Source organism: Gammaproteobacteria bacterium (assembly GCA_003696665.1).
GTDB lineage: Bacteria > Pseudomonadota > Gammaproteobacteria > Enterobacterales.
The window spans coordinates 25,235-41,068 of sequence record RFGJ01000266.1 but is presented as its reverse complement, the minus strand read 5'-3'; the positions used below and the strand labels follow the sequence as shown (position 1 = coordinate 41,068).

General features: G+C 51.4%; 11 protein-coding genes. All 11 read left to right on the top strand.

The window, feature by feature from the left end; genetic code table 11:
* Positions 1 to 594: 594 nt before the first annotated feature.
* The 11 genes from D6694_07500 (at position 595) to D6694_07450 (ending at position 15,814) form a co-directional block, all read left to right on the top strand.
* Entirely contained in the window at positions 595 to 1,047 is a 453-nt protein-coding gene (locus D6694_07500; protein ID RMH43031.1) for a hypothetical protein, read from the top strand.
* The gene (locus D6694_07495) at positions 1,031 to 1,450 is read left to right on the top strand and encodes a hypothetical protein (GenBank protein ID RMH43030.1); all 420 of its coding nucleotides are present in this window, start codon (positions 1,031 to 1,033) and stop codon (positions 1,448 to 1,450) included. Before D6694_07500 ends, D6694_07495 begins: the two co-directional genes overlap by 17 nt.
* A 38-nt stretch (positions 1,451 to 1,488) precedes the next feature.
* A complete protein-coding gene (locus tag D6694_07490) occupies positions 1,489 to 2,016 on the top strand; it encodes a hypothetical protein (GenBank protein RMH43029.1) in 528 nt (175 codons plus the stop codon).
* A gap of 59 nt (positions 2,017 to 2,075) precedes the next feature.
* Positions 2,076 to 3,764, top strand: coding sequence for a hypothetical protein (locus tag D6694_07485; GenBank protein ID RMH43028.1), 1,689 nt, complete (start codon positions 2,076 to 2,078; stop codon positions 3,762 to 3,764).
* The gene (locus D6694_07480) at positions 3,765 to 5,789 is read left to right on the top strand and encodes a hypothetical protein (GenBank protein ID RMH43027.1); all 2,025 of its coding nucleotides are present in this window, start codon (positions 3,765 to 3,767) and stop codon (positions 5,787 to 5,789) included.
* Positions 5,786 to 6,538, top strand: coding sequence for a hypothetical protein (locus D6694_07475; GenBank protein ID RMH43026.1), 753 nt, complete (start codon positions 5,786 to 5,788; stop codon positions 6,536 to 6,538). The genes D6694_07480 and D6694_07475 overlap by 4 nt, the downstream gene beginning before the upstream one ends.
* A gap of 83 nt (positions 6,539 to 6,621) precedes the next feature.
* Complete coding sequence (locus D6694_07470; GenBank protein ID RMH43025.1) at positions 6,622 to 7,614, top strand: hypothetical protein; 993 nt, start codon at positions 6,622 to 6,624, stop codon at positions 7,612 to 7,614.
* A gap of 6 nt (positions 7,615 to 7,620) precedes the next feature.
* Positions 7,621 to 8,304: a hypothetical protein gene (locus tag D6694_07465; protein ID RMH43024.1), complete on the top strand. Its 684-nt coding sequence runs from the start codon at positions 7,621 to 7,623 to the stop codon at positions 8,302 to 8,304.
* Positions 8,305 to 8,306: 2 nt separating this feature from the next.
* Entirely contained in the window at positions 8,307 to 11,558 is a 3,252-nt protein-coding gene (locus D6694_07460) for a hypothetical protein (protein ID RMH43023.1), read from the top strand.
* 25 nt (positions 11,559 to 11,583) lie between these two features.
* A complete protein-coding gene (locus tag D6694_07455; GenBank protein RMH43022.1) occupies positions 11,584 to 12,720 on the top strand; it encodes a hypothetical protein in 1,137 nt (378 codons plus the stop codon).
* A complete protein-coding gene (locus tag D6694_07450) occupies positions 12,713 to 15,814 on the top strand; it encodes a hypothetical protein (protein ID RMH43021.1) in 3,102 nt (1,033 codons plus the stop codon). The genes D6694_07455 and D6694_07450 overlap by 8 nt, the downstream gene beginning before the upstream one ends.
* Positions 15,815 to 15,834: the final 20 nt, after the last annotated feature.

The window sequence follows — 15,834 nt, the reverse complement described above, 5'->3', positions numbered from 1 at the left end:
TGAGCCGTGTTTAGCGCGTGTAGTGTGTACATTTTTTTGTGGAGAGTAGTTCGTTTGGACACTTTCAACATAACACCATCTCAGTTTGGCTGTCTACCCTGTCTCGCGTTCTCGCGTGTGCCCGTGTGCGCGGGTGCCTGTGTGCGCGTGTGGGTGCGTGTGGGTGTGCGTGTGTGTGCCTGTGCGTGTGGGTGCGCGTACGGGGGGGGTGTGTGTGTAATTATATATTAATTAACTCACAATAAATTTTCGCCAAATTTTCGCCGTCGATAAACGGCGATGAAAGGGTGTCGTTATACCAATTGTGCCAACAAAAAAAATAGGGTTATCCTATATATAGTAATTGCGAGTGAGCGGAGCCGAGCGAGCAATTACACCTACGACACTTAAAAGAAGCAATGGAAACTATCACAGTTGTTGCTGTTCTCAGTGCCGTGTCTACCGCACTAGGTGTAGTACTGTCGGTTGGTAATTTGCAGGAAAGGGTGGCAAGACCGCAAATTGAACTGCGGTTATTACAAGAGGGGCAGAAACGCCTTGAAGTGCGCCTCGATAGGCTTGAGAATAAAATTGATGGACTAAGGGAAGACAGTAATGAACGAGAACGAAAGCATCATCCTGGAAACAATTGACGACCCGTCGTTGGAAGCGGTGTTGGCAGAGGTTAGACCAGTAGGCGAGATGACGACCGACGAGCGTTTAGAGCGACGGCGGCGGCAGGAGATGGACGCGGTGTTTAACCGTGTGCTTGCTTTGCTAAATGGGGCAGGGTACTCCGTAAGCCAGTTTGCTGAATGGGCAGGTGGCAAAAAAAATGAACCGTCTACTGCCACACGTATGCGTGAAATTCGCAAGGAACGTGACAATGACACTGGTAAGAGGACAAACAAGCCCGCTAAGCCTGTTGAAAACAGCGAACCAAAACCAACCGAGCAAGGAAACGGACGGGCGGCGACGAAGGTTGGCAGAAAAACGCCAGTCATTAACACGCGCAAGACGGAGACTCCGCTAGAGCTGGAGGAGTACGACGATGGGCAGCAGGAGTAAGAAGGTTAAGGCTTCGAAAGAAGCCAAAGACACCTCCAGAGAAGTTATGAAGATGGAGCGTGAGCGCATTGCCCTTGAAAAAAAGGCTATGCGCGCGCGCAAACAGGAGGTTGGGCTATTAAGACGACAGCTCAACGCCCAAACCGCACAGAACGAGCAGCAGTTGGGCATCATGCGGCAACAGCAGCAGGAACAGCAGACGCTTTTTGGGCGCTATTCCGCACAAATGGATGAGGCGCGGGCACTCGCAGAGTCCCAAGCCGCTGACGCAGAACGTGAAGCCGAGCGGGCAAGGATGCTGCAAGAGAACCAGCGCATTAGGGCAACCAACCAGAGTTCAACCCTTATGCGTAGGAACCAACAGCGCCGTTCGTTAATGAACCGCCGCGCTCCAATTGTTTAATATAAACTTTTTTGCCACATTGGCAGAGGACAACCGACATGGTTTTAGGTTTTAACAACTTTGGTCTACTGGGCGCAAAAGACCAAAGTGCAGAAAAAGTAAATGCCCTTTTCCAAAAACTCGCTGAGTACCGGAAAGTAAACCTGGTGACAACTGGGGACACCCCCACCGTCGCACACCAAATGTTTCTGCCCGCAGCGGTTGCCGGTGTTTACGTGTTTCGGGTTGTGGCTACGAGCTACAACAGCACCGATAACGTGGGCGCAGGCTACACAGGTTTTGTTACGGCTACCGTAGATAACGCTGGTAACGTGACCATCGTTGCTGATGTCGCCGGTACCCTGCTTGGCATTAAGAACAACGCTTTGGGTGCAGCCGCAACCGCAGTGACCGCCGTAGCGCAAGACGCACCGGGTACGCCCGCTGTTAACTTCTTGGTCACCGGCACCGCCGCCAAGACTATCTACTGGAACGTGACGGTTAACGTGGAAAGCTACGCTGTAAACAACCCCAACCAAGCACCGTTGGGCACCGAACGGGTGACTTCCACGCCGCCCATTGCTTAGACCACTGTGGGGAGGACTGCCAACTCCCCACTAAACTTTTTTGCCACATTGGTTTGTGTATGCCGAGAACAGTAACAAGAGCGACAAGTCGAAGTTCTAGAAAAGTACCCACCCTTTCCCAAAAGAAAAAAGCACTATACGACTTCTGGGAGTTCATTGACCTCATTAACTTTCAAGGTGGTCGTAAGGCGTTTGGTGAGTGCCACCATGAACTTATTAAGTGGGTGATGGGTATCCCTGCAACAGAAGACGGGAAGCGTCTTATGGTGCAAATGCCACGGGGACACCTGAAGTCAACACTGATGACCGTTGCGTTTACGTTGTGGGACATTTACATCAACCCAAACATACGTATTTTTGTGGGAACCAGTACCCTCCCCCTAGCTCATGCGTTTGTGCGTGAGGTTAAGACGTACCTAGAGGACGACTTTTTACAAGAGCATGTGTGGAATGCGCGTCCACACATTGACGGTATTCTCATTCCCACAATGGAAAAGCAGGGAATGAAGCGGGTACGGGATAGGCGCAACTTTGACGACACGACAGAGACAGAAGCCGAGGACAAGAAAATTGTGTGGCGCTCAACGGAACTACAGGTTGTGCGTCCGTTCACAATGAAAGAACCTACACTAATGGCGGGTTCTATCGGCAAAGGAAGCACGGGTTTCCACTTTGATAAAATACGTTTGGATGACGTTGTTACCAAAGACAACGCCTGTGATGGTGTTAAGAAGACTCGTTTGTTGGAGTGGGTAGGCGACCTCGAAAGCGTCTTAGACCCTCCGTATGTTGACACCTGGTTAGCCGATAAACTACCGCCTAACGCTAAGCACCAAGCCCTATTGGGTGGTGATATGACGGTAGTAGGCACACGTTACGCTATGGATGATTGGTATGAGCAGCTAGAAAACGACGCTGAAGAACTTGGATACCACATCTACAAGCGCAACATCTATAAGAACACATACGACAACACCGGCGGTTATCTGTGGCATGAGAAGTGGAGCAAAAGGCTAGAGATGAAGTTAAGGAAGCGGCTTACGGCTGCAACCTTTGCGTCACAGTACCTCAACACCATTCTGCTTACAGAGAATGCACCGTTGGCGCTTAACTTAGATGCCATCAAAATACGAAAAGAGCAGGTAGTATACAACGGTGACGGCTACGCAACCATCACGTTTAACAGTATCGATGCCTCTGAAAGGATACGTCTGTTTGCTGTCTGTGACCCAGCAGTGTCTATCCAACAGACCGCCGACTACACTGCCTTTGCAATAGGTGGAAGGACTAAGGCGGGCGTTCTGTGTGTCTTAGACGGTTTCTGCGCCCGCGTCAACACCAGTATGCTTATCTCTACCGCGTATAAATACATGGACAGGTGGGGTATCCGTTGCTTGCACCTTGAAACTGTGAGCGGCTTCGGTCATTTGGCAGGTGCGTTTAAGATGGCGTTTGCTAAGTTTCACCCCATTGGCATTGTAGAAGTTAAGCCTAGGGGTGAGAAGGTAGCGCGTATTATCAACGGTTTGGAACCGCTCATTCGTGACAACCGGGTTATGTTCGCTGAGTCCCTGACCCGTGAGATGCACATCATAAGTCAGTTTCAAATGTTTGGTGTACCAAACGCTAAAGACGACTTCCCGGATGTGGTTGAAATACTTGCAAGTGTAGCGAAACCCGCAGCACCGGACAAGCCAAAGAACTACCTAGAGAAATTCAGAAACAAACGTTACGGAGGTTTCCGTTAAATGCAAAAGCTACCTAAGCTAGACAAAAACCACTTCCTATTTACTGACCTGCCCTACCACGGCGCACCCTTAGCAGCTAACCAACGTGTTAACGCGCTGCTCCAGGTGTGCCAAACGCTGCATAAAGAGTTTGAAGACCGACGTAAACCCAAGACAGACCGTATGCTTGAAAGCTGGGGTCTGTATTTGAACACTGAAGAAGCTTCATCGTGGTTGCGGCGACAAGCAATGGTATCGACGGGTGACACAACCAAGGACTGGCGACACCGCATCCAAACGGGTCTAGCATTTCGTACTGTTGAAACCGTTGTGTCTTATCTCATGGGCGCTACGTTCCCAAATGACGACTGGTTTGACCTGTCACCAATGGAATACATTGACGATGAGGACTACCAAACCTACCTTAAGGTGATGAAGTACTACATTAAAACCAAGCTGAACCAGTCCGGCTTTACCGAAGTAACGGAAAGCTTCATTCGTCAGTTGTGCATTGCGGGTACGTCTGTGTACGCCCTGCCGTGGCGGTATGAAACCGCAAAGCGTAAGCAAAATGTCATCACCCGTGTTATGGATGAAGACATTGTGGAAGTAACAGAGGTGGAGAAAACCATCTTCAACGCTCCAGACCTAGAGGTTGCGGATATCTTTGACTTCTGGCTAGACCCAGACGCAAGCAACCCCAACAAGGCGGACTTCGTGCGGCGCATTACCATGACCCGTGCGGAGCTGCAACGTTTAGTGAAGGATGGTTACTACGACCTGGCAGACCCAGACCTACTTAAGACGGCTAAAGTTAACCGCAGCTTTAACGTATTTTCTGAGGAGAAGCGGAACCTTGACATCTTTGCTGGTATCGAACAGACCATCTCACCATCTCAGCGAGTGGAGGTGTATGAGTTCTGGGGTAACATCGAGCTGCCCGACAAGGAACTTCACGACGTTGTTGTTACATGGACAGGAGACACTATCCTACGCTGTGAGACTAACCCCTACTGGGGAGGTCGTCCCTTTGTATTTGGCACCTACACACCCGTCTTTAACCAGCCATACGGCATAGGGTTATTGGAACCAATAAGAGGGGCGTTGCAAGAGCAGGCGAGTATTAAAAACCAGCGACTCGACGCAGGTGAATTGTCCCTCGCACCAATGTACGAGTTCATCAACGACGGTACACTAGATGCCGACACGTTTACCGTAGAACCCGGTAAGCTTATTCCCGTTTCCGCTATTGGACAAACCATTCGACCGTTACCTTTTGACCGCACTTACCAAGGTGTCTCGGTTAACGAGGAGCAATTGCTTGTCCAGGACATCGAACAAACCACCAGTACGGGTGCCTTCATTGGTAACACACCTGGGCGTTCCGGTGAACGTGTGACAGCAGCAGAAATTCAAGCACTGCGTGACGCTGGCGGCAACCGTCTGTCTGGCGTACACGCGCATTTTGAAACACAGGTATTGAAACGACTGTTGACTAATTACTACTCGCTGTGTCAACAGTTCCAAATTGAAGAAGAAGTTATTCCCATTCCCGGTGACAGTCCAGAAACTATCTGGTACGTTCGCGTAGGTATCGACCAACTTTCACACAACTTCTACTTCCAACCCAAAGGCGCTTCACACGTCGCTGACCGAGAGTACGAGCTACGCAATATGACTGACTGGGTTTCGGCTGTAAACCAAGTGCCAGAGATGGGCAGTATTGTCAACTGGCTTGAAGTCGCAAAAGAACTAACACGTCGCTTTATCGGTCGCGACGTTGAACGCTACATCAAAGTACCCAAAGAAGAACCCGCCGCCGCACCAGAAATGCCCATCGACCCAGAGATGGAAGCAATGGCGCAAATGCAAGGTGACATTCAGAACATCGGTGGTTCCTCTCTAATGGATGCACTGGCAGCGCGTGAGTCTGCCGCCCCTGGTCTAACCGTACAGGGCATTTCCGCATCTATGCCATCCGCACCGCTACCTCCTGGTGTGGACGTTTCAGCACTTGACCCGTCACTAATGGAAGAGCAACTATGACGACGCAACCGCAAATTTTTGAATATAACGAAAAGGGTGGGGATGACGACTGGCTAACGCTGCCCGATGAACCCACCACCACAGAGGCACCTGTCGAAGGTGGCAAAATAGAGGGTGATGTTCCTGCCGCAGAGGAAACACCCACTGAAAAACTGGACATCTCCAAGCTTGACGAACTGCGAAAGGCGCTGAACCCCGAAGCCCCCAAAGCAGAAGAGAAGGCGGAGGGCGAGAAGCCCGCTGCTGACGCTGGTGAGTTAGACGACGCTTTCATTGAAAAAGTAAGCCAAGCACTGGAGAAGCGCCTTGGTCTTTCCATTGATGAAATTTTGTCTGTCCTGGGCGGTGCGGATGCCATCGTGCAACAAACCGCTGTAGAGAAACAGGAGCAAGAGTTACGCCAGTTCTGGGGTGACGACAGCTATGAAGCAAACATGGAAGCCGTTGCGGAACGGTTCGCCAAGCTGCCTCCTGAACTGCAAGAGAAGTACGATAACGTCGAAGGCGCTAAGCTACTGTGGGCGCTTGTGCAGCAGGAACGTGGTGTCAAAGAAACCCGTAAGGCAAAACCGCAGCGTGAAACCGTACGTTTTATCCAGGGCGGCAAGCAGGCAACCGGACAGGGCGCAGCGGCAAACACGTTCAAGCTGAGCGAAATTCTTGAGATGTCCCCTGCGGACTACCAAAAGAACCTGCCACTCATTGAAGCCGCATTTAGAGAACAGCGGGTTATTAACGATACAGTTTAGGACGGGTCTATAGGGTGGCACAGTAGTTAAACTATTTTGCCACCTGCTATATTTGCACATCGATAGAATAGGAAACAACTTTTATGTCCACCACCATTACCCCCCAAGGGCAAATTTTTGGTCGCGCAGAGGGCGCAACTTTTATTCCCGAAATGTGGTCTACGGAAATTTTCCGTTACCGCATGGAACAACTCATTTTGGCTAAGTACGTTAAGCGCATTGCCTTTAATGGTGGTGTTGGTGACTACGTGCGGATGCCTAAAATCTCCCGTCTCGGTGTCAACAACAAACTACCCAAGTCCCCCGTTACCTATCAGGCTGTGACTGAAGGTAAGTGGGATATGCGTGTAGACACCTACCGCGAAGCGTCCTTCATGATAGAGGACATTCTGGAAATTCAGAGCAACGTGAACCTACGTGCAGAGTACACACGCGAACTAGGTCATGCAATGGCGCGTGACATTGACAACCTTATTCTGGGTATGCGTGCTGCTTTCGTCAACGTCAACGTGGGTGGTTCTAGCCACATCAACGTGAGCACTCCGCTAAGTGATGCAGAAATTCTGACGGCTATTGAACTCATGGACATTCGCCGCATCCCCCGCCAAGGTCGGGTGCTTATTGTGTCTCCGTCGCAGCACGCTGACCTTATCGCGTCTGCTTCCAAGTTTGTACAGTCTGAGTTTATTGGTGATGCTGACAACCGTCCGATGCTTAGCGGTGTTGTGGGTCAAGTCTACGGCGTGCCAGTGGTCGTAACCGATAACATGACGGTGAACGGCACTAACAACTTCAGCAACGGCGACCAGGACATCGCTCCAGGCCCGTCTCCTGGCATGACTGGTAGCATGTACTACCCCACACAGTTTGACATCACCGCACCTGCTTCTCTGCCTGTCGGTAAGTGGACGGCTATGCTCACCACTCCCGATGCTCTGGCAATGGCAATGGTCAAAATGCCCTCCGTTGAGACTGATAGAGACATTGACTACCAAGCCACAAAGGTAGTCACGACTCAAATTTACGGCATCAAGCCGTACCGTGAAGATGGCTGCATCCTAATCTCTACCCAGTGATACAACATGGCGACACTATTAGAACTTGCTAATAATGTGTTGCTCAGTGTGAACGAGCGTCCCTTGCCTAACCTTAACGGGTTACAGGGGACGCAACTCAAAACTTGCATAACATACGCACTAAACAGAACCAGTCAACTAAACGACTGGGACTTCCTAAGTGAAAGCCGTAACGCCAATGTCTGGGCGGGTAGCATTGCCACACTAGACACTGACGTACAGCGCATTAAGGGGGTCTACTGGCGCGTTCCTTTAGGTGGCGGTGCGTCTCGGCGCATCGCCATTCCTTTTATGCAGACTCCTGAGTTCCTAGCACTAGCACACAACCAGTCATTTGACAGCACGTTATCTGTTGGAACTTACCCCAGCCGTTACACAACGGTAGGCTGGAACCGTTTTCAGTTTAACCCGTACCCCATCGATACTATCGGACAGAACGCTATCGAGTTTGACATCATTCGTTTCCTGCAAATTCCTGTAAACGATAACGGTGTGTTCACCTGTCCTGACTTTTTTATTCCGCTCATTCAAAAACTCGCGTCCGCAGAGTACGCGCGCAACCACCTAGAAGATACTTCTTTGGCTAACAGCTTTACTATGCTGTGGGAAAGCGAGGCACAAACACTGCGTGACCGCCACAGAGCAACGGGCAACCAACGTGGTTTCTCGTTCTACAACCGCAGGAGATAGCAATGCAAAGCAATAGACAACCAGCCCGCGAAGCAGCAGCAGACCAGGATGGTATTGTTAGCAGTGTGAAGGGCGGGTTAGACCTTGTGTCGTCGCGTTTAGTTATGCCACCAGAGAACAGCCCTGAACTGTTGAATGTGGAAATTATGCGTGACGGCACAATGAGCAAGCGGCGCGGGTACAGGCGCGAGCTTATCATCCAGAATGAGAACCTCATTAACCAGTACCCAGGGCAGTTCTACAGCTTTAACCTACTCGAAGGATACCCAGTCCTAGTAGGAGCAAGTCAAGGCACCCTCCTAGTCCACTGGCTACCCGATAGCGCGTACCCTCTGACAGGAGATGTACAGCGTATTGCGTTCCGTGGTCGTGTGGGTGTGTTCCGTAGTAACCAACACGTAGACGCTACGGTTGTTCGTGAACCCGGCAAGCTGACCCGCTGCATCCTAACCCAACGCGACACTACGCCCATCCAACTTATTACAAAAGAATACACACAGGTACGCAACACGACCAAAGGCGGACAAACGGCAAAAGCTTTTTACGCTCCAGACCTCGAAGGTATTATCGGAACAGTAGACCAGCCGTTGGGTAACGCTGTGTTTTACATCAACGGTATTGCTATCGACGACCCAAACATCATCGGTAACTACGACCCGGTTACTAAGGAAGTAGTTGTTATTGACTTCTACCTACCTGGCAACCTTGGCTCTAACTTATTGATGGTGTGGTCTACCGTACAGTATTGGTGTGAGGCTATCAAGGTAGACGGTACTCAGGTTATAGGGCGTAGTGTGCAGGGTACAGTCTCACCAGCCGACCGTCTTGTAGCTGTGCCACCGGAGCTGCTCTCTGGCATTACAAACAGCAGCACGTCACTAACCACCGCTGGCTACCCTATTCGTCCGTACACAACGTCGTCACCGGGTTCTGTTCTCATCTGGCTCAACCCACCAACCACCGCAGCTAACTACACATTCAGCAATGGAAGCACAGACACCACAGTTTCAGTACCACGCAGCCCCAACTTCATCCTTACTGGGGCACCTCCAGGCACCGCAAGGACACTTCTGTTTTCCCGTGGCTATACCCTCCCCTTCCGAGGTGGAGTTACCAGCTTTGCAGCTAATGAACTCGGAGTCTACGAAATCTCTGGAGTATCGGCTGCCCGACCATCTTGGATAAAGTGGCAAGACGCTAGTGCTGGTGTTGTGTCTCGTTCGTACTACCGTCGAACGCAGGACTACACAGTAGTTAACACAGGCAACACCATCACCCTCGATGCTAACTCCCTAGCAGATGTCAGCGGCGAGAGCCAATACATTATCTGCGCCCCTCGCAACGGCGGTGCGGGTGCATATTTTGGTACTGCTAATGAGGTTGTAAATTATCTGGTAGAAGGCGGTGCTTGGGTAACGTTTGGCATTTCCAACTTCTCAGACTACGGCAAAGCACAGTCACACCCGTCTGTGTCTACTATCTGGCAGGGGCGCATTGTGTTAGCGGGTTGGAAGGATGACCCGTTGCGTGTGGCGGTAAGCGCAGTAGGCGACACGTCCGTTGTCGGTTTGTACTATAACGACTTCCAACTTGCGCTATCTGAACTCGGTGCCGCCGGCGCGTTTGACTTTATTTTGCCAACCAGTAATGATGACTACATCACAGCGGTTCGGGAGTTCCAGGGTAGCCTGTTCATTTTTACCCGTGACCGTCTGTTTCGTATGACTCTAGGCGAGAACGGCGCAAACGTTCGTTTAGTAAGTAACAACGGAGCTGGTAACAGTCGTTGTGTAGCTGAGCTAGACGGCACCATTGCATTCATGGGTTCGTCCGGTGTGTTTGTCATTCAGCCTACCCGCGACGAGTTTGACTATCAGGCTATCAGCATTAGTGAAAACATCTCACCTGTGTTTGAGAAGCTGGGCACAGAACACGGGTGGTTGGCGTACTCACAGCAGCAGCAATTATTGTTTGCCAGTTTGGGCAACCACGGTTTAGACTGGTTCGCAGCAGAGAAGGAGGGCAGTGGTAGCCCGCTACCCGCTAACCTCCGCTATCAAACCCCCGACCACCTTTACGTTATGTCCACTCTCCACCAAGCATGGGTGAAGTGGAGTGGTTTGGATGGTGAACATTTTGATAACATGGGCGGTTGTGCTGTGCGTCGTGACGACAGCCTGACTACCGTTATGTTTGCTACGTCCTACTTTGGCGACCCGTGCGCCACAACATTCATTGACCCCAGCCGTCAGCTTTACTGTCTGTGCGAATGGGGCTTCGAGCAGCAGCACGCTGACGTTTATATCTACGGCAGTGGGGCTACCGTTGTAGGTAGTCACGCGACGGCTACCACACCCGCGCTTCGATACACTGCCAATGTGCAGGAAACGGAGTTGTTTTGTGATAGAACACGTAGCCTTATTTTGCCATCGCGTACTCCAAACAACCGCAGTTTCGGTGGTGGCTTCCGTATGTGTCCGGTGTCGGATGTGCAAGACGTTGCAGTGTACCCATTCACCGCTGACACACTTTCCTTCCCAGACCTAAACACAATTTCTCCACTCCAACCTAACGTCCACTACTACAAGACACCGCACAACACACTCGTACTAACAGACACGTACTTTGAGAACAACCAAGTTCTTATCCTGTATGGTCGTACGCGAGAAGACGGCACGTTCCAACTTCCCTACGCTCTAAAGGTGGACGAGAAGTTTGTAGACTATACTATCGTTGGTGCGGCGGATAACGGCTATCTTATCCCACTTGATGGGTATGAGAATAAGCTGGAAATTCTTGTGACTTTTCCCACCTGGTATGCATCTCCTCATTGGTATCGGCAAGGCATTGGTTATAAGAAACGTGTGTCTACCTACATGGGATATTATAACCACAACAACGACCGTCGTGTTACACGACAAAACAAGGGTGACTTGCCTTTCACTCAAGTAGGAAACCCCCTGAACCGCCAGCAGTTTGACCTTATCCTTTCCTTCTCTGATGAGAATACTGGATACTACGATGCCGACGTTTATGGCGCTGACACTCTTACGTGGGACTACAGCAGCTTAGACATCGACAGCCCGGTACTACAGAACCAAGAGTATGCGAGACTCGCCGTACCTATCATTGGCAGCGGCTACAACTTGCAGGTCTGGAACTACAGTATGGACGTAGGCTCGTTTAGACTGGTAGGCTACGAGTTAAGAAGTTCTACTAAGAGAGGGAAAGGCATTAACAACAACACCGACTAACACATACCAAGGTGGCAAAAAAGTTATGGTAGCACTTGCAGCAATTGGTGTTGCTATCAGTGCCGCTTCAGCCGTTTCGAGTATTAGCGCTCAGAACAGACAAGCCAAGCTACAGAGTCAGTCATTAGCAGACCAAACACTTCTGTCTAATGACCGACTAGCTTTGGCGAAAGAGAACCGAGAGTTCGCTAAGCAATGGTCGAAGGTACAAGCAACACAGGAACAAATGGTTCTGCTGGCTCAACGCGACCAAGCTAAGCAGGACATCCAGTCTCAAGCACTTCAAGCACAGATGGCAGCGACGCAAGCCCGCATGGAAAAAGCGGGACTGCGTACGAACATTGCACAGATGAACGCCGAAATGCTGTCGCAAATTTCTGGCATTAGGACAGAGGCGGCAGTAGCAAACGCCAACCAGTTGGAGGAGTCCGAGCTTCTCGCACGCACGGGTCAGGCTAACCAAACGATGCGCCAGATGTCAGCGGTGATGTCGGGCACAGGTGAGCCTGGTTCTCTATCCGCCCTCGCTAATGACGAGAAGGAAGCGCAGGGCATCTCAGCAATGCAACAGCGCATCGAGGAAGGCGTACGCACTAATGAGGCGCAGGCAACCCTAGCCACACGCGCTATGGAAGACACCCGCCGCATTAACAACGAACTGGGGCAAATTTCTTTAGACGGGATGGAGAGCAACATCAGCGCTCAGGAACGCTCTACCGCAGCGAGTACCCCGTTCGCTTATCGCAACCTGCAACGCACCGTCCGGCGCAACCAGTTAGCTATTAGGGCACAACGCTTTAGTGGCGCGGCCGCTCAGGACGCAAGCTACATTTCACAGGTTGCCGCTGAGAAGACTAACCAGTTGGCTATGTCTGTCCAGCAGAAACAAATTCAAAGACCAGGGTTCCTTAGTTACCTTTCCGCAGGAGCGGGTATTGGTATGCAAGCGTACCAAGCTGGTCTATTTAACCGCACACCGTCACAACCCGGTGTCGCTATTCCTTCTCAAAACGTTAGTCAAACTACAAACGCCGTTCGCGGTGGACTGCTCTCTACCCAGTTAACTATGAAAGGTTTGGGCATGGCAGAGGTAGGACGACAAGGCATTATCAACAGACCTTACTACCGTTACGTAGACGTAACAGGAAATACTTATGGTTAACGGAGCAGCACCCCCACCCCGGCGCTCACGCGCTATTCAGATAGTCGGCATCAACGCCCCTGGCATCGCCGCCCCCGCTGCACCCCAACCCGTTACTACCCCAGAAATTCAAGACGTTACCCAACAGAAGTACGCTCAAGTATTTGAGGACGTGCAGAGGGTACAACAGGCGCAGACGGAACTTGTCACCGCCGCCAGTCAACAAAAATCTGTGGAGCTTAGTAAGCGTGGGCACAGCAGCTTTGGGCAAGAACTCGGTGGTTTGGCTAAAGCCGTCACCGAAACGCTATCGTTTGTGCAACAACAGCAAGAAGCAAAACGCAAAGCGGAAAAGGAAAGGGCGGACGCAATAGAGCAACAACGCATCGCACAGCTAGAGATGTCAACTAGCGTCGTCCTACAAGACTACACAGCGGACTTCCTAATGAGGGCAGCGGAAGAAGCCGACAAGGTTTCCCCCGAAGAAGCACAGATGGAAGCCGACCGCATTCTAGCTGAGGCAGTGAAAGAGGGTTTGCCCTTTGACGTTGCTCAGACCCTTAGAACCCGCACGTTCGAGGAAATTGGTGCAGTACGTCAGCGCCAAGCCGACGCACTTTTAACGACCGCAGAACGCATGAGGACGGCACAAAGCTCCCAAGCTGCCAACCTTTTGCGTGTGGATATGTCTAGCTATTTTGCCACATTGGCACAGGCAAGAACCCCAGGCGAAGCCCAACAAACCGCTTCCTTTATTCTTCAAACTCTTCTAGACCCTTCCACTGGTGGCAATATGTCACCGCTGGAAAAGATGGAAGCGCTGAACCCACTTATCAATGAGGTTGCTACACGACTGCAAGGACGTGAAGATGCTTTTGCTGAGTCTATGCACAACCTTTCCGGCATTCAAGAACTTGCTCAACTGTACCCGCAGTGGATGAGCGAACTGGGTGGGAACGAAATGGGCTTCCAGCAGCGTCGTGCTGAGTGGGCAATACGGCGGGGTATTGACCTCAGCGTTGCTACTATGTTCGCGCCTTCTCCTGGTGAGGTTGCTAACCAGCAACTCAACCTACAGCAGACGACTCAATCTCTACAGCAAATTGGTGAGCAGCAAATTATTACTGAGCTGCTTAACGACCCTGACAGTGCCGCTGCTTTGTTTGCTGAACAGGTACACACTCTCGTCAACAACCCAGCACAGGCGCAGAGTTTCTTGGCGTTGGTGGATGCTGGCGGTGCTGGTGTCACAGCAGAACAGCGCGCCCTAGCCGCCCAACTGCGAACTACGTTGTCAGACATCGCCGATATCGAAAACCGCCAAGTGCGGCTTAGAGAGCTATATACTGAAATTCAGGCAAAGGGGTATCGTACTGTTGAAGACGCAACGGTTCGCGCCCGTGCAGTCAATATCACTGACTTTACCGGAACGGTTACGGGTTTACAAGCGTTTGTTTTACCTGACGGTACTTACGTGCAAGCACCGCCACAGGTTAGCCAAGCAGAGTTTCAAAGCATACAAGAGCAGTACCGTCTAGAGTTGCAACAATACAACAACGCTGTAGCAAACCTACAAGCACGCGGCATTAACCCCAACAACCGAGCTGAAGTTACACCCACACTGCGAAGTCTACGCATACGGGCACAACAACTTATAGAACAGCGGGCGCAACGTGCAGCGGAACAAGCGTCCATGATGCAGCAGGCTACGCCAAATTTTAGTGGTGGAGCGTCGCAAAGTGGGAACGTCGCTCCGCTACCTGTAGCCCCACTCCACCGCATAAATGACATACTCGTTCCTATTCGACAGCAAAGGGACGGAGGTGTTGTCATTACGTCTGAGTACGGTGCGAACCGTGACACGCACATTCATAACGGCATTGACCTTGCCTTCACGGGTGCATCTCAAAACCGTGCTGTGGGTATCACCGCTTTGTCTCCTGGTACGGTTATCTCCGCCCAAATTGGTGGGGTCGGTGGTTACGGTGGACGCATTCAGGTGATGACCGATGATGGGTACATTGAAGAGTACGGACACCTGTGGGGTTCTAACGTACAGGAAGGACAGCGAGTTGTACCAGGACAGCAGATAGGCACACTGCCATCTAGCCAACACTGGCGCAACAACCGCAAACCGGAAGGTGACGTAAGCCGTGGTAACAACCCTCACTTGCACTTCACCGTACGTCGTGAGGGTGCCAGAGACTTTAATGGTGGTAACAGTGTTGACCCTATTGCTTACCTACGCACTCGTACCCAAGCACTCAGCACATACAACTTCAACCAGAACCAAGGCGTAGGCGCGCCGCCCACTCAGCGTACAATGGGGGCTAACAACCCAGCCACAACGCTCATCGGTGGTCAAGCGCTCATGCCTTCTATGACCAACTCTCAGGCTATCATTGCTGACCTCAACCGTAGGTTAGGTTTTGGTAGCGGTAACTTTGTCACACCCTCACAGCCTATGCCAGCAGCAAGAGCCAGCATCCACCGAGCCGACTATCCTCAACGCAACAACCCAACACACAATTATGGTTACGGTGTCCTTCGTGATAATCCGCGCGCTGCAAGAGCGCTTGCGGAAGTCTCAGACTCGCTAAACATTCCCGCTCAATGGTTAGCCGACATCATCCAATTTGAAAGCGGCTGGATACCCCACCGAACCAATACGAGTTCAGGGGCAAGGGGTCTTATTCAGTTCTTGCCCAGTACTATTGAAACCTTTCGTCGTTCGCCAGGGTGGAACCCAGCTTGGACGTATGAAAGTATTCCACGTATGAGCATTGAAGAGCAGTTACGCGGGCCTGTGCGTGCGTACCTGAGTGACCCGCCGTTTGCCCGTCGCGGGTTTCGTACACTTGAAGACCTTCACGCTGCTGTGTTCCTTGGGTACGATGGGTTCAGACGTAACCCTACCGACCGCGCTCAAATGGGTGACAACGCCATTACATTCATGAACTACGTGCGAAGGTTAGGGGAGGCGGTAGGCAGACGCTACCACACCAGCTACGACCACGGGCACGGTGCAACTCACACAACCTTTACCGCAGGATGTAGAACATGTGCCCAGCAGCGACAGCAGCTAGGAAATATCATTCCACACAACGCACCATAGTTCTTTCACATGCCAAGGTG